This is a genomic window from Pseudomonas fluorescens group sp. PF-69 (genome assembly GCF_054481235.1).
The window spans coordinates 378,785-399,606 of record NZ_JBTMNC010000001.1 but is presented as its reverse complement, the minus strand read 5'-3'; the positions used below and the strand labels follow the sequence as shown (position 1 = coordinate 399,606).

Annotated in this window: 21 protein-coding genes; 16 read left to right on the top strand and 5 right to left on the bottom strand. The window is 59.9% G+C overall.

The features are described 5' to 3' along the window. Positions 1-50 precede the first annotated feature (50 nt). From hscA to ACX3YF_RS01755, 14 genes are all read left to right on the top strand, one after another. Complete coding sequence (hscA, locus tag ACX3YF_RS01820) at positions 51-1,913, top strand: Fe-S protein assembly chaperone HscA (protein WP_130207444.1); 1,863 nt, start codon at positions 51-53, stop codon at positions 1,911-1,913. 2 nt (positions 1,914-1,915) lie between these two features. Beyond that, the gene (gene fdx, locus ACX3YF_RS01815) at positions 1,916-2,257 is read left to right on the top strand and encodes an ISC system 2Fe-2S type ferredoxin (protein WP_130207446.1); all 342 of its coding nucleotides are present in this window, start codon (positions 1,916-1,918) and stop codon (positions 2,255-2,257) included. Between the two features lie 14 nt (positions 2,258-2,271). Then, positions 2,272-2,472 (top strand): Fe-S cluster assembly protein IscX, encoded by a 201-nt coding sequence (gene iscX / locus ACX3YF_RS01810; protein WP_047538086.1) that lies wholly within the window; start codon positions 2,272-2,274, stop codon positions 2,470-2,472. 92 nt (positions 2,473-2,564) lie between these two features. Continuing rightward, complete coding sequence (ndk, locus tag ACX3YF_RS01805) at positions 2,565-2,990, top strand: nucleoside-diphosphate kinase (RefSeq protein WP_047538089.1); 426 nt, start codon at positions 2,565-2,567, stop codon at positions 2,988-2,990. Between the two features lie 28 nt (positions 2,991-3,018). Beyond that, positions 3,019-4,167, top strand: a complete 1,149-nt coding sequence (gene rlmN / locus ACX3YF_RS01800; protein WP_047538092.1) for a dual-specificity RNA methyltransferase RlmN — start codon at positions 3,019-3,021, stop codon at positions 4,165-4,167. Between the two features lie 12 nt (positions 4,168-4,179). Further along, positions 4,180-4,938 carry a type IV pilus biogenesis/stability protein PilW gene (pilW, locus tag ACX3YF_RS01795; RefSeq protein WP_288096944.1) on the top strand — a complete coding sequence of 253 codons (759 nt, stop codon included), beginning with the start codon at positions 4,180-4,182 and terminating at the stop codon, positions 4,936-4,938. After that, positions 4,938-5,969, top strand: coding sequence for a RodZ domain-containing protein (locus ACX3YF_RS01790; protein ID WP_458973338.1), 1,032 nt, complete (start codon positions 4,938-4,940; stop codon positions 5,967-5,969). The genes pilW and ACX3YF_RS01790 overlap by 1 nt, the downstream gene beginning before the upstream one ends. Before the next feature lie 3 nt (positions 5,970-5,972). After that, positions 5,973-7,082, top strand: a complete 1,110-nt coding sequence (gene ispG / locus ACX3YF_RS01785; protein ID WP_020795607.1) for a flavodoxin-dependent (E)-4-hydroxy-3-methylbut-2-enyl-diphosphate synthase — start codon at positions 5,973-5,975, stop codon at positions 7,080-7,082. A gap of 38 nt (positions 7,083-7,120) precedes the next feature. Continuing rightward, positions 7,121-8,410 carry a histidine--tRNA ligase gene (hisS, locus tag ACX3YF_RS01780; RefSeq protein ID WP_130207452.1) on the top strand — a complete coding sequence of 430 codons (1,290 nt, stop codon included), beginning with the start codon at positions 7,121-7,123 and terminating at the stop codon, positions 8,408-8,410. Positions 8,411-8,451: 41 nt separating this feature from the next. Further along, positions 8,452-9,093: a tetratricopeptide repeat protein gene (locus ACX3YF_RS01775; RefSeq protein WP_090467297.1), complete on the top strand. Its 642-nt coding sequence runs from the start codon at positions 8,452-8,454 to the stop codon at positions 9,091-9,093. Continuing rightward, the gene (bamB, locus tag ACX3YF_RS01770) at positions 9,086-10,237 is read left to right on the top strand and encodes an outer membrane protein assembly factor BamB (RefSeq protein WP_130207456.1); all 1,152 of its coding nucleotides are present in this window, start codon (positions 9,086-9,088) and stop codon (positions 10,235-10,237) included. Before ACX3YF_RS01775 ends, bamB begins: the two co-directional genes overlap by 8 nt. Positions 10,238-10,492: 255 nt before the next feature. Then, positions 10,493-11,962: a ribosome biogenesis GTPase Der gene (gene der, locus ACX3YF_RS01765; RefSeq protein WP_090316528.1), complete on the top strand. Its 1,470-nt coding sequence runs from the start codon at positions 10,493-10,495 to the stop codon at positions 11,960-11,962. Positions 11,963-12,107: 145 nt separating this feature from the next. Continuing rightward, positions 12,108-13,256, top strand: coding sequence for a pyridoxal phosphate-dependent aminotransferase (locus tag ACX3YF_RS01760; RefSeq protein ID WP_130207460.1), 1,149 nt, complete (start codon positions 12,108-12,110; stop codon positions 13,254-13,256). Continuing rightward, the gene (locus ACX3YF_RS01755) at positions 13,244-14,035 is read left to right on the top strand and encodes an amidohydrolase (RefSeq protein WP_130207462.1); all 792 of its coding nucleotides are present in this window, start codon (positions 13,244-13,246) and stop codon (positions 14,033-14,035) included. Before ACX3YF_RS01760 ends, ACX3YF_RS01755 begins: the two co-directional genes overlap by 13 nt. Positions 14,036-14,237: 202 nt before the next feature. On the opposite strand, the gene leuA is transcribed toward ACX3YF_RS01755, so the two are convergent. Next, complete coding sequence (gene leuA / locus ACX3YF_RS01750) at positions 14,238-15,917, bottom strand: 2-isopropylmalate synthase (RefSeq protein ID WP_047538113.1); 1,680 nt, start codon at positions 15,915-15,917, stop codon at positions 14,238-14,240. A 388-nt stretch (positions 15,918-16,305) separates the two neighbouring features. Here leuA and ACX3YF_RS01745 point away from each other — a divergent pair, with 388 nt between their 5' ends. Beyond that, positions 16,306-16,662 (top strand): hypothetical protein, encoded by a 357-nt coding sequence (locus ACX3YF_RS01745; protein WP_047539337.1) that lies wholly within the window; start codon positions 16,306-16,308, stop codon positions 16,660-16,662. A 30-nt stretch (positions 16,663-16,692) separates the two neighbouring features. Here ACX3YF_RS01745 and ACX3YF_RS01740 read toward each other — a convergent pair whose 3' ends face one another. Continuing rightward, on the bottom strand, positions 16,693-17,514 hold the full coding sequence (locus tag ACX3YF_RS01740; protein ID WP_458973337.1) for a peptidoglycan DD-metalloendopeptidase family protein: 822 nt from the start codon (positions 17,512-17,514) through the stop codon (positions 16,693-16,695). 3 nt (positions 17,515-17,517) lie between these two features. Next, positions 17,518-18,897 (bottom strand): exodeoxyribonuclease VII large subunit, encoded by a 1,380-nt coding sequence (gene xseA, locus ACX3YF_RS01735; protein ID WP_130207466.1) that lies wholly within the window; start codon positions 18,895-18,897, stop codon positions 17,518-17,520. 187 nt (positions 18,898-19,084) lie between these two features. Between xseA and ACX3YF_RS01730 the strand changes: the two genes are divergently transcribed. Beyond that, positions 19,085-19,852: a sulfite exporter TauE/SafE family protein gene (locus tag ACX3YF_RS01730; protein WP_196585699.1), complete on the top strand. Its 768-nt coding sequence runs from the start codon at positions 19,085-19,087 to the stop codon at positions 19,850-19,852. Positions 19,853-19,988: 136 nt separating this feature from the next. Here ACX3YF_RS01730 and ACX3YF_RS01725 read toward each other — a convergent pair whose 3' ends face one another. Further along, on the bottom strand, positions 19,989-20,378 hold the full coding sequence (locus tag ACX3YF_RS01725; RefSeq protein ID WP_047538121.1) for a hypothetical protein: 390 nt from the start codon (positions 20,376-20,378) through the stop codon (positions 19,989-19,991). 8 nt (positions 20,379-20,386) lie between these two features. Continuing rightward, positions 20,387-20,815 carry a DNA polymerase III subunit chi gene (locus ACX3YF_RS01720; protein WP_130207470.1) on the bottom strand — a complete coding sequence of 143 codons (429 nt, stop codon included), beginning with the start codon at positions 20,813-20,815 and terminating at the stop codon, positions 20,387-20,389. Between the last annotated feature and the right edge of the window lie 7 nt (positions 20,816-20,822).

Here is a 20,822-nt window from a genome sequence, read left to right as displayed (position 1 = left end):
CCAGTGCCGCTCCGGTCGCACGCCTGATATACAGATAAGTCCTGATTACGATGGCCCTACTGCAGATCGCCGAACCCGGCCAAAGTCCTCAACCGCACCAGCGTCGTCTGGCTGTGGGGATCGACTTGGGCACTACCAATTCGCTGGTCGCTGCGTTGCGCAGTGGTCTTTCCGAGCCTTTGGCTGACGCAGAGGGGCGGGTTATCCTGCCTTCCGCCGTGCGCTATCACGCCGATCGCGTCGAAGTTGGCGAATCCGCCAAACTGGCTGCCGCTACCGATCCTTTGAACACTGTGCTGTCGGTCAAGCGCTTGATGGGTCGTGGTCTGTCCGACGTCAAGCAACTGGGCGACCAACTGCCGTACCGCTTCGTCGGCGGCGAGTCGCACATGCCGTTCATCGACACAATCCAGGGCCCGAAAAGTCCGGTTGAAGTCTCCGCCGATATCCTCAAGGTCCTGCGCCAGCGTGCCGAGGCGACCCTGGGCGGCGAACTGGTGGGCGCGGTGATCACCGTTCCGGCCTATTTCGACGACGCTCAGCGCCAAGCCACCAAGGATGCGGCCAAACTGGCCGGTCTGAACGTGCTGCGTTTGCTCAATGAGCCGACGGCTGCGGCGGTCGCTTACGGTCTGGATCAGCATGCTGAAGGCCTGGTTGCTATTTATGACCTGGGCGGCGGCACATTCGATATTTCGATTCTGCGTCTGACCGGCGGTGTGTTCGAGGTTCTGGCGACTGGCGGCGATAGCGCTCTGGGCGGTGATGACTTCGATCATGCGATCGCTGGCTGGATCATCGAGAATGCCGGCTTGTCTGCCGACCTTGATCCGGGCGCGCAACGTAACTTGCTGCAAACGGCTTGCGCCGCAAAAGAGGCGCTGACTCATGCTTCGTCCGTTGAGGTTGCCTATGGCGACTGGAAAGCCGAGCTGACCCGTGAAGCGTTCAATGCGCTGATCGAACCAATGGTCGCCCGCAGCCTGAAGGCCTGCCGTCGCGCCGTTCGCGATTCCGGCGTCGAGCTGGAAGAAGTGCACGCGGTGGTCATGGTCGGTGGTTCGACTCGTGTGCCTCGTGTTCGTGAAGCGGTCGCCGAGGCCTTCGGTCGTCAGCCATTGACTGAAATCGATCCGGATCAAGTGGTGGCCATCGGGGCTGCGATCCAGGCTGATACATTGGCCGGCAACAAGCGCGACGGTGGCGAATTGCTGCTGCTGGACGTGATTCCGTTGTCTCTGGGGCTGGAGACCATGGGCGGCTTGATGGAGAAGGTGATTCCTCGGAACACCACCATCCCTGTCGCCCGCGCCCAGGACTTCACGACATACAAGGATGGCCAGTCGGCCATGGCGATCCATGTGCTGCAGGGTGAGCGCGAGCTGATCAGCGACTGCCGTTCCCTGGCGCGCTTCGAATTGCGCGGTATCCCGGCGATGGTGGCTGGTGCGGCGAAAATTCGCGTGACGTTCCAGGTTGATGCCGACGGTCTGCTGAGTGTTTCTGCGCGCGAACTGGGTTCGGGCGTCGAGGCCAGCATTCAGGTCAAGCCGTCCTACGGTCTGACCGATGGCGAAATCGCCAAGATGCTCAAGGATTCGTTCCAGCACGCCAATGACGACAAGGTTGCCCGCGTACTGCGTGAGCAGCAGGTCGATGCCCAGCGCCTGATCGAGGCGGTGCAGGCTGCCTTGGAGGCCGACGGCGACCGCTTGCTCGATGCCGAAGAGCGCATGGTCATCGAAGCGCAGGTGCTCGAATTGACCGAACTGATGAAAGGGACCGATGGTTACGCCATCGAGCAGCAGACCAAGCGTCTGTCGCAAGTCACCGATGCCTTTGCTGCCCGCCGCCTGGACTCGACGGTGAAAGCCGCGTTGGCGGGGCGGAACCTGAATGAGATTGAGGGATAACGATGCCGCAGGTCATTTTTCTGCCACACGAAAAGTTTTGCCCGGACGGTATGGTTGTGGAGGCTGAGCCGGGTATTTCCATCCTCGAACTGGCCCATGAGCACCATATCGAGATGGAAAGCGCCTGCGGTGGTGTCTGCGCCTGCACCACTTGTCACTGCCTGATTCGTGAAGGCTTCGACTCGCTGGAAGAGGCGGATGAGCTGGAAGAGGACTACCTTGACAAGGCTTGGGGGCTGGAAGCTCAATCACGCCTGGCCTGTCAGGCACGAGTCGGGACTGAAGACCTGACCATCGAAATTCCGAAATACTCGCTCAACCATGCGGCCGAAGCGCCGCACTGATTCAAGGAAGTGAAATGAGTCTGAAATGGGTTGATGTGCTGGAAATCGCGATCCAGCTGGCCGAATCCAGGCCGGAAGTGGACCCGCGTTACGTGAACTTCGTCGATCTGCACAAATGGGTGCTGGCATTGCCGGAGTTCAGTGATGATCCGACCCGCGGTGGCGAGAAGGTGCTTGAAGCCATTCAGGCCGCCTGGATCGAAGAAGCAGATTAAGTCTGCGCCGTACGCAGTTAGGCAATACCCAAGAACCCGCGTATAATTCGCGGGTTTAATTTTTCGCAAATTACCGTTTCTGGAGTTACACCATGGCTGTTCAACGTACTTTCTCCATCATCAAGCCTGACGCCGTTGCTAAAAACGTGATCGGCAAGATCGTTTCCCGTTTTGAAGAAGCCGGCCTGCGCGTTGTAGCTTCGAAAATGAAGCAACTGTCGAAAGCCGAAGCTGAAGGCTTCTACGCTGAGCACAGCGAGCGCGGTTTCTTCGGTGACCTGGTTGCTTTCATGACCTCCGGTCCGGTTGTTGTTCAGGTTCTGGAAGGTGAAAACGCTATCGCTCGCAACCGTGAGCTGATGGGCGCTACCAACCCTAAAGAAGCTGCTGCCGGCACCATCCGTGCTGACTTCGCTGAATCCATCGACGCCAACGCTGTACACGGTTCGGACTCCGAAGCCGCTGCTGCTCGCGAAATCGCATACTTCTTCGCAGCTACTGAAGTAACCACTCGCTAAGCATTGGCTTAAGAGTGAAGGTGAATCCATGACTACATCGACTGTTAAAACCAACCTGCTGGGTCTGACTCAACAGGAAATGGAAAAATTCTTCGACTCAATCGGGGAGAAGCGTTTCCGTGCCGGTCAGGTAATGAAATGGATTCACCACTTTGGCGTCGATGATTTCGACGCCATGACGAATGTCAGCAAGGCCCTGCGCGAGAAGCTCAAGGCTGTTGCCGAGGTTCGCGGTCCGGAAGTGGTCAGCGAGGACATCTCCAGCGACGGTACCCGTAAGTGGGTCGTGCGCGTGGCGTCCGGCAGCTGCGTCGAGACCGTGTACATTCCCCAGGGCAAGCGCGGCACTTTGTGCGTTTCGTCCCAGGCAGGCTGTGCCCTGGATTGCAGTTTCTGCTCCACCGGCAAGCAAGGCTTCAACAGCAACCTCACCGCCGCCGAAGTGATCGGCCAGGTGTGGATTGCCAACAAATCCTTTGGCAGCGTCCCGGCGACCGTCGACCGTGCCATCACCAACGTGGTGATGATGGGCATGGGTGAGCCGCTGCTGAACTTCGACAACGTCATTGCCGCCATGCACCTGATGATGGATGACCTGGGCTATGGCATTTCCAAGCGCCGCGTGACCCTGTCCACTTCGGGCGTGGTGCCGATGATCGATGAGCTGTCCAAGCACATCGACGTCTCCCTGGCGTTGTCGCTGCATGCACCGAATGACGCATTGCGTAACCAATTGGTGCCGATCAACAAGAAGTATCCGCTTAAGATGCTGCTCGAGTCGTGCCAGCGCTACATGTCGTCCCTGGGCGAAAAGCGCGTGCTGACCATCGAGTACACCTTGCTCAAGGACGTTAACGACAAGGTCGAGCATGCGGTCGAGATGATCGAGTTGCTGAAGAACATTCCGTGCAAGATCAACCTGATTCCGTTCAACCCGTTCCCGCATTCCGGGTACGAGCGGCCGAGCAACAACGCCATTCGCCGGTTCCAGGATCAGCTTCATCACGCCGGTTTCAACGTCACTGTCCGCACCACCCGTGGTGAAGACATCGACGCGGCCTGTGGTCAATTGGTAGGGCAGGTGCTGGATCGCACCCGTCGCAGCGAACGTTATATCGCCGTGCGCGAGTTGAGCGCCGACAACGATATGGCGCAGAACGCCGCGAACAACAACTAAGAGAGGATCTCTATGTCCCTGCGCTTTGCGCTGCTTTTGCTGTTGGCCAGCCTGTGTGCTGGCTGTGTTCTTTCGGGCGATTACAATCCCATGAAGACCAGCAAGGGCCGTGATGAAGCGCGTGAGGCCTATGTGCAGCTCGGGATCGGCTATTTGCAGCAGGGCATGACCGAGCGAGCGAAAATACCGCTGAAAAAAGCGCTGGAGCTGGATGACGCGGACCCGGATGCCAACGCGGCGCTGGGCCTGGTATTCCAGGCTGAAATGGAACCGGAACTGGCCGATCAGCATTTTCGCAAGGCGCTGTCATCCCGCCCCGCCGATGCGCGAATCCTCAATAACTACGGCAGTTTTCTTTTCGAGCAGAAGCGCTACAAGGATGCCTATGAGCGCTTTGAGCAGGCTGCCGCCGATACGCTGTATCCTGAGCGTTCGCGTGTGTTCGAGAACCTTGGCATGACGGCTTCGATGCTCGGTCAGCGTGATTTGGCCCGGCAGCAACTGGAGAAAGCCCTGCGCTTGAACCACCAGCAGCCTCGTGCATTGCTGGAAATGGCTGAGTTGTCTTACGAAGACAGGCATTATGTGCCCGCGCGTGACTATTACGACCGTTTTAGCCTGCTCACCGAGCAAAATGCACGTAGTCTATTGCTCGGCGTTCGACTGGCAAAAGTGTTTGAAGATCGCGACAAGGCCGCCAGTGCGGGCCTGCAACTAAAACGACTCTATCCCGGTACACCGGAATATCAGCAATACCTGTCGGAGCAATGATGAAAGCGGCGCATCCCGAAGTTGTAGCAGCGAATCGCGTTAATCCCGGTGAGACCCTGCGCCAGGCCCGCGAAAGCAATGGCTGGTCGCTGGCCGAAGTGGCCCTCAAACTCAACCTCACCGTCAATTCCCTGAGTAATCTGGAAGCCGGCGCTTTCGACAAGCTGCCAGGGCATACCTTTGCTCGCGGCTATATTCGCGCCTATGCCAAGTTGCTGGGCATGGATCAGGCCGTTCTGGTCCAGCAGTTCGACCAATCCACCGGCACCGACTCCAAGGGCAGTAACGTTCATAGCCTGGGCCGCATCGAAGAGCCGGTCCGGGTTTCCCACACCATCTTGCGAATTGTCAGTCTGCTGTTGCTGATCGCAGTGATTGGCGGTGGTTTTGTCTGGTGGCAGGATCAGACCTCGATGCGCACCAAGGATCTGGTCAGCCTGAGCCCGGAGCACGTGGAAGTCGAAGGCGCTGATGGCACCACCCAGATTCATCCACTGGACGAGCCGGAAGACCAGGCCGTCGCGCAAGGTCAGGCTGAAGGCGCAACCGCTCTTGCGTTGCCGCAGGCCGATGCGTTGGCGCCAGCACCGACCGAGGCTCAAGCGACCGCACCAGCGGTACCACCGGCCACACCTGCGCCAGTTGCACCTGCGCACGGTACGGCTCCGGTTGTTGCCACTCCTGCGACCCCGGCGCCGGCAGTTCCCGCCGTACCAGCCCCGACCGTGACCGCGCCGAGCGTCCCAAGCACCCCGGCGCCGGCAGCTCCAGCGGCTGCCCCGGTCGCCGGCCAGGGCCAGGTTCAACTGCAATTCACGGCCGATTGCTGGACGCAAGTGAGCGATGGCACCGGCAAGGTGTTGTTGAGCGGCCTCAAGCGTAAAGGCGATAGCGTTTCCGTCAGCGGCAAACCGCCGTTTTCCGTACGCCTGGGCTTCGCCCGTGGCGCTCAGGTGAGCTACAACGGCCAGCCAGTTGATGTTGCTCCATTCACCAGTGGCGAGACTGCTCGCCTGAAGTTGGGTCAATAAGTCATGCACGGCGAATCTCCAATCAAACGTCGCGAATCGCGCAAGATCTGGGTCGGCAACGTACCGGTTGGCGGTGATGCGCCAATCGCTGTGCAGAGCATGACCAACAGCGACACCAATGACGTCGCGGCCACCGTTGCACAGATCAATCGTCTGGAAGCAGCCGGTGTCGACATCGTGCGGGTGTCGGTACCGGACATGGACGCTGCCGAGGCCTTCGGCAAAATCAAGCAACTGGTCAAGGTGCCGTTGGTTGCCGATATCCATTTCGACTACCGGATCGCGCTGCGTGTCGCCGAGCTGGGCGTTGACTGCCTGCGGATCAACCCGGGCAACATCGGTCGCGAAGATCGCGTGCGTGCCGTGGTCGACGCCGCCCGTGATCGCGGAATTCCGATTCGCATCGGCGTAAACGCCGGTTCCCTGGAAAAAGACCTGCAGAAAAAATACGGCGAGCCAACGCCCGCAGCGCTGGTTGAGTCTGCCTTGCGCCACGTTGAACACCTCGAACGCCTGAATTTCCAGGACTTCAAGGTCAGCGTGAAAGCGTCCGACGTGTTCATGGCCGTCGAAGCCTACCGCCTGTTGGCCAAGGAAATCGTCCAGCCGTTGCACCTGGGGATCACCGAAGCGGGTGGTTTGCGTTCCGGCACAGTGAAATCTGCCGTGGGCCTCGGTATGCTGCTCGCCGAAGGGATTGGCGATACTATTCGCATCTCGTTGGCGGCTGATCCGGTCGAGGAAGTGAAAGTCGGCTACGACATTCTCAAATCCCTGCACTTGCGCTCCCGTGGCATCAACTTCATCGCCTGCCCGAGCTGCTCGCGGCAGAACTTCGATGTGGTCAAAACCATGAACGAGCTGGAAGGGCGTCTTGAAGACCTGCTGGTGCCGCTGGATGTCGCGGTCATCGGTTGCGTGGTCAACGGGCCCGGTGAAGCCAAGGAAGCCCATATCGGCTTGACCGGCGGCACGCCAAACCTGATTTACATCGACGGCAAGCCGTCGCAGAAACTGACGAATGACAATCTCGTGGATGAGCTCGAACGCTTGATCCGCGAGAAAGCGGCCGAAAAGGTCGAAGCTGACGCTGCCGTCATCGCGCGCGGCTGAGCCCGACCCAAGAGCCGAACGGAATTTAAGGATTTAATGTGAGCAAGTCTCTGCAAGCCATTCGTGGCATGAACGACATCCTGCCCGAACAGACCCCTCTGTGGCGTCACTTCGAGGGCACCGTTTCGCGTCTGCTGGATAACTACGGCTACAAGCAGATCCGCATGCCGATCGTCGAGTTCACCGAGCTGTTCAAACGCTCCATCGGTGAAGTGACCGACATCGTCGAAAAAGAGATGTATACCTTCGACGACCGTAACGGCGACTCCCTGACCCTGCGTCCGGAAGGCACGGCAGCCTGTGTACGTGCAGTGCTCGAGCACGGCATCACCGGTGGTGGCCAGGTGCAGAAGCTGTGGTACATCGGTCCGATGTTCCGCCACGAGCGTCCGCAGAAAGGCCGTTATCGTCAGTTCCACCAGATTGGCGTCGAGGTGTTCAACCTCGATGGTCCGGACATCGATGCCGAACTGATCGTGCTCACCTGGCGCCTGTGGGGCGAGCTGGGCATCCGTGACGCGGTCAAGCTCGAGCTCAACAGCCTGGGTACCAGCGAGTCCCGTGGCCGTTATCGCGAAGCACTGGTCGAGTTCCTGTCCGCTCACCTGGACAAGCTGGACGAAGACAGCCAGCGTCGCCTCAAGACCAATCCGCTGCGCGTGCTCGATACCAAGAACGCCGAGACACAAGCGATTCTGGTCGATGCGCCGAAAATGGCCGACTACCTGGACGAAGAGTCCCGCGTGCACTTCGAGGGCCTGAAGGCTCGCCTGGACGCCGCCGGCATTCCTTACGTGATCAACCCGAAGCTGGTTCGCGGGCTGGATTACTACAGCAAGACCGTTTTCGAATGGGTCACCGACAAACTCGGCGCCCAGGGCACCGTGTGTGCGGGTGGTCGTTACGACGGTCTGGTCGAGCAGATGGGCGGCAAGCCGACTGCGGGCGTTGGCTTTGCAATGGGCATCGAGCGTCTGGTCCTGTTGCTGGAAACCCTGGAGCAGATTCCGGAAGAGATCTCTCGTCAGGTCGACGTCTACCTCTGCGCCTTCGGTGAAGCCGCCGAGCTGGCTGGCCTGGCGTTGAGCGAGCGGGTTCGTGATCAGTTGCCCAACCTGCGCCTGCAAGTGAATGCCGGTGCCGGCAGCTTCAAAAGCCAGTTCAAGAAAGCCGACAAGAGCGGTGCGCTGTATGCACTGATCCTCGGTGACGACGAGATGGCCCAGCAAGTGGTAGGTTTCAAACCCCTGCGTGGCCAGGGCGAACAACAAAGCATTGCCTGGGATGCGCTTGCTGCACACCTGGCCACCTGCGTCGTGCAGGGTTGAAGCTGTCTAAACAGCCGATTTAGCGATTAAGGAGTATTGGGGTGTCGAGTACCGAAGACGAACAGCTGGCGGATTTGAAGGACTGGTGGTCACGCAACGGCAAGCCCCTGGTTACTGGTGGCCTGTTGGCGCTGGTCATCGTGTTCGGCTGGCAAGCCTTTCACAAGTATCAGAGCAATCAGTCGCAAGGCGCCTCAATGCTCTATCAGCAATTGCTGGAAACCACGCTGACGCCCGACGGCAAGCCTGATGCGGCCCGCGTCTCGGACCTGGCTGCCAAGCTCAACAGCGAATTCGGCGGTAGTGCTTACGCGCAGTACGGCAGCCTGTTCGTGGCGAAAGTCGCCGTCGACAGCGGCAAGCTGGATGACGCAGCCACCGAATTGAAAGCCATCGTTGCCAAACCGGCCAATCCGGCACTGGGCGAAATCGCCCGTCAGCGCCTGGCTCAGGTGCTGGCTGCGCAGAACAAGACCGATGAAGCCCTGAAATTGCTTGAAGGCGATGCCGACAAAGCGTTCCTGGCCACTCGTGAAGAACTCAAGGGCGACCTGCTGGTGCAGTTGGGTCGTACCGATGAAGCGTACGCGGCGTATCAAAAAGCCAAGGCGGCACTGTCGGATGAAGCGGCGGTCGGTGGCCTACAAATCAAGCTGGACGACCTGGCCAAAGGGGATGCGTGACGTGATCCGTTGGAAACATGCAGCATTGCTGGCTCTGGCCTTGTTGGCCGCGGGTTGCAGCAGCAACAGCAAGAAAGAATTGCCACCGGCCGAATTGACCGACTTCAAAGAAGAAGTGGTTCTGAAAAAGCAGTGGAGCCGTTCGATCGGTGACGGTCAGGGCGAAACCTACAACATGCTGGTTCCGGCGATCGATGGCGATACCATTTATGCCGCCGATGTCACTGGTGTGGTGATTGCGATGGATCGCCACAACGGCGACGTCAAATGGAAGAAAGATCTCGAACTGCCTGTTTCCGGCGCTGTTGGCGTGGGTTACGGTCTGCTGACGATCGGTACGCTCAAGGGTGAAATCGTTGCCCTGGATGCCATCAACGGCGAAGAGAAATGGCGCGCTCGCGTGTCCAGCGAAGTCCTCGCACCACCCGCCAACAACGGTGATGTGGTTGTGGTCCAGACCCAGGACGACCGTCTGATCGGTCTGGATGCCACAACCGGCAGCCAGCGCTGGTTGTATGACAGCACCCCGGCGGTACTGACCCTGCGAGGCACCAGTGCCCCGATCGTGACCAACCGCCTCGCGGTGGCGGGTCTGTCGACCGGTAAAGTGGTCGCTCTCGACATTTCCAACGGCGTGCCGGTTTGGGAGCAGCGTGTAGCGATCCCGCAAGGCCGTTCGGAGCTGGAGCGCGTGGTCGACATCGACGGCGGCTTGCTGTTGTCTGGCGAGACGGTTTATGTCGCGAGCTACCAGGGTCGCGTTGCAGCACTGGACCTGCAAAGCGGTCGCCAGCTGTGGCAGCGTGATGCTTCCAGCTACGCCGGTGTCGCCCAGGGTTTCGGCAGCGTCTACGTGAGCCTGTCTTCGGGCACCGTTGAAGGCGTCGACGAGCGTTCCACCACAGCTTTGTGGAGCAACGATTCGCTGGCCCGCCGTCAACTGTCGGCTCCGGAAGTGTTCTCCAGCTACGTTGCAGTCGGTGACCTGGAAGGTTACCTGCACCTGCTGAGTCAGGTGGATGGTCGTTTTGTCGGCCGCGAGCGCATCGACAGCGACGGCCTGCGTGCCCGTCCGCTGGTGGTGGGTGACACGATTTATGTGTATGGCAACAGCGGCAAACTGGAAGCCCTGACCATTAAGTAAAGGTTTGACTATGCTTGGGGTTAACCCCCCCAGGCTGCTTCACTTGTGGGTATGAATGTGGGAGCGAGCCTGCTCGCGATGGACGTCAACGATGACGTTTGCGTCCTGAATAAACGCGGTGCCCTGGCGTTTTTCGTCGGTGCGCCGCCCGGAGCAGGCTCGCTCCCACAGGCAAGCGTACAGTGTGGCCCCGAGCACCAGCCGCTGCCTCGCAGCGGCTTTTGTATTTTCTGAAATAACGAAGTGGAGAGCCGCATGGTTCCCGTAATCGCCCTGGTGGGCCGACCGAACGTCGGCAAGTCCACCTTGTTCAACCGCCTGACCAGGACTCGCGACGCCATTGTCGGCGACTTGTCCGGTCTGACCCGTGATCGCCAATACGGTGAGGCCAAGTGGCAAGGGCGTTCCTACATTCTGGTCGACACCGGCGGTATCTCCGGTGACGAGCATGGTATGGACGAAAAAATGGCCGAGCAGTCGCTGCTGGCCATTGAAGAAGCTGATGTTGTGCTGTTCCTGGTAGATGCCAAGGCGGGTTTCACCGCCGCCGACCAGATGATCGCCGAGCATTTGCGCAAACGTAACAAGCGTTCCTATGTGGTTGCCAACAAGGTCGACAACATCGACCCTGATATGGCCCGCGCCGAATTCGCTCCGTTGGGCATGGGCCATGCGATTCCAATCGCGGGTGCTCACGGCCGTGGCATCACCCAGATGCTGGAAATCGCCCTGAGCGAATTCCCGAAAGACGAAGAAGAGCCGGAAGAAGGCGAGGAAGAGGAAGTTGCCGAGGGCGAAGAAGCCAAGCGCATTCCTGGTCCGAGCGAAAAAGACGGGATCAAGATCGCGATCATCGGCCGTCCGAACGTCGGCAAGTCGACCCTGGTCAACCGCATGCTCGGTGAAGATCGGGTTATCGTCTATGACCAACCCGGCACCACTCGCGACAGTATCTACATCCCGTTCGAGCGCAACGACGAGAAGTACACGCTGATCGACACCGCCGGTGTGCGCAAGCGCGGCAAGATCCACGAAGAAGTCGAAAAATTCTCCGTGGTCAAAACCCTGCAAGCGATCAAAGATGCCAACGTGGTGATCTTCGTGATGGACGCCCGCGAAGGCGTGGTCGATCACGACCTCAACCTGCTGGGCTTCGCCATCGAGTCGGGTCGTGCGCTGGTCATCGCGATCAACAAGTGGGACGGCATGACCCCGAGCGAACGCGACTTCGTGAAGGTCGAGTTGCAACGTCGACTGTTCTTCGTTGACTACGCCGACATCCACTTCATCTCGGCGCTGCACGGCACTGGCGTAGGAAATCTCTACGCGTCGGTACAGAACTCGTTCAAGTCTGCCGTCACCCGCTGGCCAACCAACCGCCTGACCCAGATTCTGGAAGACGCGGTCGGTGAGCATGCGCCACCGATGGTGAACAACCGTCGGATCAAGCTGCGTTATGCCCACCTGGGTGGCGCGAACCCGCCGATCATCGTGATTCACGGTAACCAGATCGAAAAGGTGCCGAAGTCCTACGTCCGTTACCTGGAAAACACTTACCGTCGTGTGCTCAAGCTGGTCGGTACGCCGATCCGCATCGAGTTCAAGGGCGGCGAAAACCCGTACGAAGGCAACAAGAACTCGCTTACCGACCGTCAGGTCAACAAGAAGCGTCGCTTGATGTCGCACCACAAGAAGGCCGACAAGAAGCGCCGCGACAAGCGCTAAGGCAGCCCTGAGTTACGCGCTGCAAGCTTCAAGTCAAAACCAAAAAGGGGCCTGTTAAGGGCCCTTTTTTGTGCCTGATGGTTTGAGGCTTGACCGCTTGCGGCTTGTCGCTTGAAACTTGCAGCTCACCTGCAGGGGCCCACCGATGATCACCAGCAAGCTGCCGAATGTCGGCATCACTATTTTCACTCAGATGTCTCAGCTCGCGGCGCAGACCGGGGCGCTCAACCTGTCCCAGGGTTTTCCCGATTTCGATGCTCCGCAAGCCCTGTGCGATGCGGTCGGTCGGCATATTGCCAATGGCCACAACCAGTATTCACCAATGACGGGCCTGCCGGTACTGCGTCAGCAGATTGCTGCCAAAATTGCTCGCAGCTATGGCGTTCAGGTGGATGTCGATAGCGAAGTGACCGTCACTCCCGGCGCGACCCAGGCCATTTTCTGCGCCATCCAGGCGGTTATCCACAGCGGTGACGAAGTCATCGTGTTCGATCCGGCTTATGACAGTTACGAGCCTTCGGTTGAGTTGGCGGGTGGTCGTTGTGTTCACGTACAGCTGGGGCTGGACGATTTCAGCATCGACTTCGACAAGCTCGCCGCTGCGCTGAGCCCGCGTACGCGAATGATCATTCTCAATACCCCGCACAACCCCAGCGGTGCCTTGATCAGTCGCGCCGAGCTGGATCAGTTGGCGGCGCTGATTCGAGATCGCGACATCTACCTCGTCAGCGACGAGGTCTACGAACACCTGGTGTACGACGGCGTGCCACACGTCAGCGTGCTGGCCCATGAAGAGCTGTATCAGCGTGCATTCGTGGTCAGCTCATTCGGCAAGACTTATCACGTCACCGGCTGGAAAACCGGTTATGTCGTCGCGCCGCCGGCCCTGACTGCAGAGCTGCGCAAGGTGCATCAGTACGTCAGTTTCTGCGGTGTTACGCCACTGCAATACGCCTTGGCCGATTACATGGCCGAGCATCCGGAGCACATCGAAGAGCTGCCGGGTTTCTATCAGGCCAAGCGTGATCTGTTCTGCGATTTGCTCGCACCGTCGCGTTTCAGTTTCACCCGGGTGACCGGCACTTATTTCCAGCTGGTCGACTACTCGCAGATCCGTCCGGACCTCAATGACGTCGAAATGGCCCTGTGGATGACCCGCGAACAGGGTGTGGCAAGTATTCCGATCTCGGTGTTCTACCAGACGCCACCCGAAGGCCAGCGCCTGGTGCGACTGTGCTTTGCCAAACGTGAGGAGACCCTGCGTGAAGCAGCGGAAAAACTATGCGTGATCTGAGTGTGCTTGCGAATCTGAACATCGCACTGATCCAGACTTCCCTGGCCTGGCATGACCGCAAGGCCAACCTGGAGCATTTCGAATCGCTGCTGGAACAGGCCCAGGGCGCTGACCTGATTATCCTGCCAGAGATGTTCACCACCGGATTCTCGATGGAATCCGAGACCCTCGCTGAAGCGGAAAACGGCCCCACCAGCAAATGGCTGCGGGCTCAGGCGGCGAAGTTCGACGCGGTGATCACGGGCAGCGTCATCATTCAGGCGGCCGATGGCAGCCATCGCAATCGCCTGTTGTGGGCGCGGCCGGACGGTGAGGTGTTGCACTATGACAAACGCCACCTGTTCCGCATGGCGGGCGAGCATCACCACTACACCCCCGGCGAGCGTCAGGTGCAGTTCGAACTCAAGGGCTGGCGCGTGCGACCGTTGATTTGCTACGACCTGCGCTTCCCGGTGTGGAGTCGCGATGCCCAGGACACTGACCTGTTGCTATACACCGCCAACTGGCCGGGCGCACGACGCCAGCACTGGAACCGCTTGCTGCCGGCGCGGGCCATCGAAAACCTGTGCTACGTGGCGGCGGTGAATCGTGTCGGTACGGACGGCAAAGGCTTCGCGTATACCGGCGACAGCCAGGTGCTGGATTTCCAGGGTGAGACACTGCTCAGTGCCGGTGAGGCTGACGGGGTGTTCAAGGTGGTGCTGGATGCGGCGGAATTGGCGGCGTATCGCACGCGGTTTCCGGCGAATCTGGATGCGGATACTTTCGAGTTCACCTGAGTTCGTCGTCGCCTGACCTGGCCTCTTCGCGGGCAAGCCCGCTCCCACAGGGTATGTGGGTGTAATCAAAATTTGAGTTCACAACGGTCAACTGTGGGAGCGGGCTTGCCCGCGAAGGGGCCGGTTCAGACAGCACAAAACCAGCAGGCAAAAAAAGGCCCCGAGGTTCGCACCCCGGGGCCTTTTGCATGACAGCTCAGGCTTACGCCGCTTTCGCTTCCGGCTGGCTCAGGGAGCGGTTCAGCGCGCTGAACAGGGCCTTGAAGCTGGCGGTGGTGATGTTTTCGTCGATGCCGACGCCATGCACCGCACGCTCGCCATTCACCCGCAGTTCAATGTAGGCCGCTGCCTTGGCATTGGTGCCCGCGCCGATGGCGTGCTCGTTGTAGTCCATGATTTCCACGGGGACTGGCAAACCGGCCACCAGCGCTTCCAGGGCGCCATTGCCCTTGCCGCGCCAATGCAGGTTGGTTTCGCCCTGGCCTTGGCTGGCGACTTCCACTTCGACGGCGCTGTGGCCGTTTTCTTCCTGCAGGCGATGGCTGACCAGCGCGTACGGGGTATTGGCTTGCAAATACTCGCTGTGCAGCAGGGCGTGGATCTGTTGGGCCGTCATTTCCAGGCCCAGGCGATCGGTCTCACGCTGCACGACCTGGCTGAACTCGATCTGCATGCGACGCGGCAGGCTGATGCCGTATTCCTGTTCCAGCAGGTAGGCGATACCGCCCTTGCCCGACTGGCTGTTGACGCGGATGACCGCTTCGTAGCTGCGGCCGATGTCGGCCGGGTCGATCGGCAAGTACGGCACTTCCCACAGCGCGTCCGGTTTCTGCTGGGCGAAGCCCTTGCGGATGGCATCCTGGTGGGAGCCGGAGAACGCCGTGTGGACCAGGTCGCCGACGTACGGGTGACGTGGGTGCACCTGGATCTGGTTGCACTCTTCGACGACTTTGCGCACGCCGTCGATGTCGGAGAAGTCCAGTTGAGGGTCGAGACCCTGGGTGTACATGTTCAGGGCGACGGTCACCAGGTCAACGTTACCGGTGCGCTCGCCGTTGCCGAACAGGCAGCCTTCGACGCGGTCAGCGCCGGCCATCAGGCCCAGTTCGGTGGCGGCCACGCCGGTGCCACGGTCGTTGTGGGTGTGCAGGCTGATGATCACGCTGTCACGACGGTTGATGTGACGGCCGAACCATTCAATCTGGTCGGCATAGATGTTCGGGGTCGCGCATTCCACGGTGGCCGGCAGGTTGAGGATCATCTTGTGCTCGGGCGTCGGGTTCCAGACTTCGATTACTGCGTCGCAGACTTCCTTGGCGAACTCCAGTTCGGTGGCGCTGAAGGTTTCCGGCGAGTATTCGAAGGTCCACTCGGTGTCCGGCTGCATGGCCGCGTATTTGACGAACAGCTTGGCGGCGTTCACGGCGATGGCCTTGACGCCGTCCTTGTCCTGGTTGAAGACAATGCGGCGGAAGGAAGGGGAGGTCGCGTTGTACAGGTGAACGATGGCTTTCTTCGCCCCGCGAAGGGATTCGAAGGTGCGCTCGATCAGGTCTTCACGGCCCTGGGTCAGCACCTGGATGGTGGTGTCGTCCGGGATGTGGTTGCCTTCGATCAGGGTGCGCACGAAGTCGAAGTCGGTTTGCGAAGCGGCCGGGAACGATGCTTCGATTTCTTTCACGCCCACCTGCACCAGGGTTTTCCAGAAGCGCAGCTTCTTGACGGCGTCCATCGGCTCGATCAGCGACTGGTTGCCGTCACGCAGGTCGGAACTGCACCAGATCGGCGCGGCAGTGATGGTTTTCGACGGCCAGGTACGGTCCGGGATGTCGATGGTCGGGAACGCGCGGTATTTCGAAGACGGGTCTTTGAGCATGCTCATCGGAGTAATCCTTATTGTGTAGGCCGAAAAAAGGCGGCCAGCCGGTGGATCAAATGTTCTGGGGGTAAGGCGTGAGACGAGGCACCGCGATCAGCCCGGCAGTCGTGCGCTGACAAGGCACAGGCTGCGGTGCTGGCGAAGCTGGATGAGGGTGTGAGGAGTTTTCATGCCTTCAACCCTAACCGCGGGGGGGGAAGATGGCAAGCAGTCGAAAAAAATTGAGAGGAATACTCGTGTCTATGTATTTATCGAGATTTTATTGTGCTGAATGGCTCTGATCGTTCAGTTGCTTGCGCAGGGTTTGAGTGATGCGCAATCGAGGCTTTTGGCATCGGGCCGTGCCCGTGCAGCTATGCTTACAGCCTCGACTGACAAGCAGGAGTCGGCGATGAACGAGTCCGATTGGAAGCTCTATTGCGTGTTGCGTCCGGTCGCCCATGAGCGGATGTGCGTGCGGATCATGGCGGATGTCGAAAAGACAGTGCTGGATAAAAACCTCTCACCTTATGAGCGGATAGAGGCGAGCGAGGAATTGCTCCAGGCCGGTCAAAAGGAGTTGTACTGGGCGTTTGGGGTATTCAGGTTCTCGCGGCATGAAGCGCGTTCTCACTTGCTCGGGCTATGCGCCCGTGAGCTGGTCACGGCTGAAGAGCTGACCGGGTTCTCGGAGGAAACCCGGGAATGGATCAAGCACTGCCTGGCCGACCGGGAGGCCCACGGGATAGAAGACCTGGACGCTGAGTAAGCGGCATCGGTGATGCCGCCACCCGCAGACTTAAGGCTGAAACGCCCCGATGAAAATCGCCGGATCTACCCGCGCGTCGTTCAGGCTGACGTTCCAGTGCATATGCGGCCCGGTCGCCCGACCGGTCGAACCGACCTTGCCGACCACATCACCGCGCGCCAATTGCTGACCGACCTTCACATCGATTTTCGACATGTGGCAGAACATGCTGATGAAGCCTTGGCCATGGTCGACAAACACGGTGTTGCCGTTGAAGAAGTAATTGCCGATCAGAATCACCTTGCCAGCGGCCGGGGTCTTGATCGGTGTGCCGGCTGGCACTGCGAAGTCCAGGCCTGCGTGGGGATTACGCTCTTCACCATTAAAAAACCGGCGCACCCCGAACTTGCTCGACAGCGGCCCATTGACCGGTTTGTCCAACAGCAGGTTGCTGGGGGTATTCGGGCTGAACGTACGATAGGCGGCAATCTGCTCTGCCAGCTCGCGTTCGATGCGCTTGAGGTTTTCCGGGTCAGGGTTGACCTGCTGCGTGTTCTTCAAGGTGATGCGTTGTTCCGGGTATTTCTTCTGGCCCACGGTGAAGCTCAGCGTACGGCCGCCGCTGCTGATGGACTGGGCGCCCGGTTTAACGGTCAGCGGTACGCCGACGATGGCCAGCCAATTGTTCTGCTCCTTGACCACCAGTACCGGTTTGCCCTGATAGCTCGCTTTCGGCGCTTGCGCGGAGGTGCCCAGATCCACCACCGCGACGCCGCCGGGCACTGGTTTGTTCAACAGTCGTGTGATGTAGCTGTCGGCGTGGGCGTTGAGGGTCAGGCACAGCAATAGCAGAGAAGCTAAAAGGCGCGGCATGGGTCAATCCAGTAATGAAAGGGTGACAGGCGTCAGGTGATTGTCTTCGACCCGCACTTGCAGTTCGCCTTCGCCCAGTCTGGCTTTCAGACGTTGACCGTTATGGGTTTGCGCGGCGTTGCGAATCGCGTTGCCGCGCTCGTCGAGCAAAATGCTGTAGCCGCGGCCCAGCGTCGCCAGGGGGCTGACCACATGCAGGGTCTGCATTTGGCTTTGCAACTGCAGGCGACGGTTTTTCAGGCCCTCGCGCATGGCGCGGGGCAGGCGTTCGGCGAGACTGTCGAGGCGCTGGCGCAACAACGCCAGTTGCCGACCGGGATGTTGCCCAGCCAGGCGGGTTTCCAGGCGGATCAGCCGTTCACGTCGAGTGTTGAGGCTGCGTTCGAAGGCGCGACGCATGCGCATGTCCAGATCATCCAGGCGTTGCGCTTGCTGGCGCAGGCGTTCGCCGGGGTGACGCAGGCGCCGGGAGATGCCTTCGAGGCGCAGGCGGTCGCGCATCAAGCGGTCGCGCATGCGCATCACCAGCCGTCGGTGCAGGCTTTCGACCCGACGGACCAGATCGCTGGAGTCCGGCGCGAGCAATTCAGCGGCGGCGGATGGCGTCGGAGCGCGTACGTCGGCGACGAAATCACTGATCGACACATCGGTTTCATGGCCGACGGCGCTGACGATCGGCGTTACGCAGGCGTCCACCGCGCGGGCCACGGCTTCTTCGTTGAAGCACCAGAGGTCTTCCAGCGAGCCGCCGCCACGGGCCAGGATCAAGGCGTCGAAGCCGCGGGCATCGGCCAGTTTCAGCGCGCGGACAATTTGCGCGGTGGCTTCGCGGCCCTGAACGGCCGTAGGGATCAGCGTCAGTTGTATCTGAGGTGCGCGACGGCGGAACACGCTGATGATGTCGCGGATCACCGCGCCGGTGGGTGAACTGATGATGCCGATCCGTTGTGGATGGGCCGGCAGCGGTACCTTGCGCTCGGCACTGAACAGGCCTTCGGCGCTGAGTTTTTCCTTCAGCGCATCGAAAGCCAGCCGCAACGCGCCATCGCCGGCAGGTTCCACGGTGTCGAGGATCAGTTGGTAGTCCCCGCGCCCCTCGAACAGCGAGACCTTGCCGCGTACCTTGACGGCCAGGCCGTCTTTCAGCGCTTGTCGTACCCGCGCCGCGTTCTGCCGGAACAGCGCGCAACGCACCTGGGCACCGCTGTCCTTGAGCGTGAAGTACACGTGGCCGGACGCCGGGCGGGCCAGGTTGGAGATTTCGCCTTCGACCCAGATGTTGCTGAACACGTCTTCGAGCAACACCCGTGCTCGGCCGTTGAGCTGGCTGACGGTCAGGACTTCACGGTCCAGGCCGAGTCTTGCAAAGGGATCTTTAATCATGGGGCGCATGATAAAGGCATTCGGTGACCAATCTCTATGACCCCGCACAAATCAGTTGTTGGAGGCTGTTTGTGGGAGTGAGCTGGCTCGCGATAGCGGTCCGGCAGGCGGTATCGTCGGTGAATTTCAAGACGTCGTCGCGAGCAAAACGTTAAAGTTGTCAGCCGTAATCAAGGAAGACAGGGGAATGGATGTGCTTGAGTTGTTAAACCAATGGTCATTCGGCGTCATGGAATGGCTGGTGATCGGGGGCGGTATCGCCCTGGCTTATATCGTCTTTGGCATCGCCGGTTTCGGCACCGCGTTGGTGGCTGGGCCGGTTCTGATTCTGTTCATGCCGCTGTCGAAAATCGTGCCCTTGCTGGTGTTGCTGGATTTTGTCGCGGCATTCGGCAATCTGTTGCCTTCGCGGCGCAACGTCGCCAAACCGGAGTTGTTGCGTTTGCTGCCCTGCATGGCGGTGGGTTGCACGCTGGGCGTGATTTTTTTGCTGAACCTGAAATCCGATCTGTTATTGCTGTTGATGGGGTTGTTTATCAGCGTCTATGCGATCTACAACCTGTGGGTCAAAGCCCGGCCAGCGCAATTGTCTGCCGTGTGGGCACTGCCGATGGGGACGGTGGGCGGGATGTTCGGCGCGTTGTTTGGCAGTGGCGGCTTTTTGTATGCGATCTATTTGAACAGTCGGCTGCCCAAGGACGAAGCGCGGGCGACGCAGAGCGCGCTGATCAGTTGCAGCACGGTGGTGCGCTTGAGTCTCTTCGTGGTGGCGGGGGTATACGCCGAGCTGCCATTGTTGGTACTGGCGCTGTGCTTGTTGCCGGCGATGGCGCTGGGGCTGTGGATCGGTCGAGGGCTGACGATGCGCCTGTCTCGCGAGGCCTTCGTGCGGTTGGTGACCTGGTTGGTGCTGGCGAGCGGGATCGCGCTGATCGGACGCTACCTCAGCACCTGAAAAGTCAATCAGTGGCGTGATGTTTTGTGTGGGAGCGAGCCTGCTCGCGATAAGGTCGTCACATTCAACATCGAGTCGGTTCGTACGCTATCGCGAGCAGGCTCGCTCCCACAGAAGCGCGCTTGGCGCACGTTAATCAATCGTTGTACTGGCTCAGCAACCGTTCCATCCGCGCATTCAAGCGGCGTTTGATTTCGGTTTCGATGTGCGGCGCGAAGTCGTCGATCACATCCTGCATGATCAATTGCGCGGCGGCACGCAGTTCGCTGTCGAGGTACAGCAGGGCGTCGGCGCCCTTGCTGGCGCTCGGCGCCGGTTCGGCGGCTGGCGCGGGCGCTTTCGGTTCGACGGTCGGCGCGGGGGCGCTGACGGTATCGAACAGCATCGGAATCTGTTCCTGTTCACCTTCTTCGACCGTGTCGGTCAGCAGCGGTGGTTGCAGGTTGTCATCGCCGAGCAGTTGGCGGATCGACTCAAGGTCGTCCAGCAGGTGCACGGACTTTTGCAGTGGTTTTGGAGTGTCCATCGGAATGCTCAGAGTCGCTGTAAACGGTGATCTTGCAGAGGATAGCCCTGTTCGCGGTAGAAACGGAAACTCTCCCGCGCGGCCTGGCGAATCACCGGGTCTTCCACCACCACTTCTGCCACGCGGGAAAAGCGCTGGGCAAAGGCCGGCACTTTCAGGTCGAGATTGACCAGCAGATCCTGGTGCTGACCGCAGTCTTCGCCAAGGCCCAGGACGATCAGGCTGTCCGGTTCGCTTTCGGCGGGGCCGTGGGGCACGAAACTTTCGCCTTTGAACGCCCATAAGCGTGCGTCGAGATCGTCGCGTTGGGAGGCATCGCTGCAATGCAGGTAGATGCGGTGCCCCATGCGCCAGGCTTTCTCAGTGAGCTTGCAGGCGAAATCCAGGCGTGCCGAAGGATCGGCGCTGGGCAGGATATAGAAGTCGACTTTGGTCATTGCGGTT